A 1,272-nucleotide genomic window follows, 5' to 3' on the forward strand; every position below is an offset into this window, starting at 1 on the left:
CGTGGACTTCCCCCAGTCGAGTGGACACGCATCGATAACTCCGAAACAGGAGCACACCGATGCCAGAAATGATCACAGGGAAGAAAACCCAGCAGTACAGCACTGAGTTCAAAGTCAAAGCGGTGGAATGGAGCCACCAGGCCCACCGGAGCGTCAAAGGCGTTGCGGAAGCGCTGGATATCCATCCCATGATGCTGTCACGCTGGCGAAAGGAATACCGTGAGGGAAAGTTCGCCATGAAGCGTGTCAAAAAAGCACCCGCCCAAGCCAAGCAACAGATCAAGGAACAGGATGAGATCAACCGCCTGAAGCGCCAGATCACCGAGCTTCGGGAGGAAAACGACATCCTAAAAAAGTTTCAACGCTTTCAGGCCGAGGAACGACGGAAGCGTTCCGGTTCGTCTGGAAACACCGACGGGAACACGGAGTAAAGGCGCTGTGCCGCCACCTGAACATCTCGCGGTCCGGCTACTACGCCTGGGTGAACCGAAAGCCCAGCCAGAGAGCGTCAGAGAACGCCGATCTGCTGCTCAAGATCCGTCGCACCTATAACGCCAGCAACGGTCGGTATGGGAGCCCTCGCGTGTATCAGTCGCTACGACGGGAAGGCGTTGAGGTCGGCGAGAACCGGGTGGCTCGCCTGATGCGGGAATGGGGCATGAAGGCGCGTGTCACGCGCGTCTATCGGCAAATGACCAAACGCCGGGACGCGGCCAAAACACTCCCCAACTACCGACTGGAAGCCGCCAGGCCCGAGGCGATCAATCAGCACTGGAGCAGCGATGTCACCTACATCAAGCTGGGCCGGAAATACGTGTTCCTGGCCGTTGTCCTGGATCTGTTCTCCCGTCGCATCGTGAGTTGGCGGCTGGGCGAGAACCTGAATGCGGACTTCTCCCGGGCGACCCTGCGAGAAGCCTTCAAGACACGCAAGCCCGAGCCCGGCTTGTTGTTCCATACGGATCGGGGCATCGAATACCGGGCCCACAAGACGCAAGCGCTTCTGAAGCAGCACCAGGTCCGACACAGCATGAATCGCCCGGGACAGTGCACCGATAATGCCGAGGTGGAATCCTTCTTCAAGACGTTGAAGGGAGAATTACTGCAGGCGACCAGCTTTGTGACGCTGCGGCAATTACGACGGCATATAAATGACTATATTGAAGACTTTTATAATCGCCAACGGCTGCACAGTGGCCTGGGTTACCGGACTCCGCTAGAGTTCGAGGAAATCAACTGAAAGGGCGTGTCCGATTTATTGGGGGAATTCCA

1 protein-coding gene is annotated in these 1,272 nt (G+C 57.3%); it reads left to right on the forward strand.

Going from position 1 to position 1,272, the window contains the following annotated elements:
- Positions 1–59 precede the first annotated feature (59 nt).
- Positions 60–1,240, forward strand: a protein-coding gene (locus tag J3364_RS22575) for an IS3 family transposase (RefSeq protein WP_349560413.1) whose coding sequence is annotated in 2 segments (ribosomal slippage) — positions 60–356 and positions 359–1,240 — 1,179 coding nt in all. Because the reading frame shifts where the segments join, the coding sequence is not laid out codon by codon here.
- Positions 1,241–1,272: the final 32 nt, after the last annotated feature.

Origin of the sequence: Marinobacter sp. NFXS9 (assembly GCF_040148665.1) — a bacterium.
In the GTDB taxonomy this organism is placed as follows: Bacteria; Pseudomonadota; Gammaproteobacteria; order Pseudomonadales; family Oleiphilaceae; genus Marinobacter_A; species Marinobacter_A mangrovi.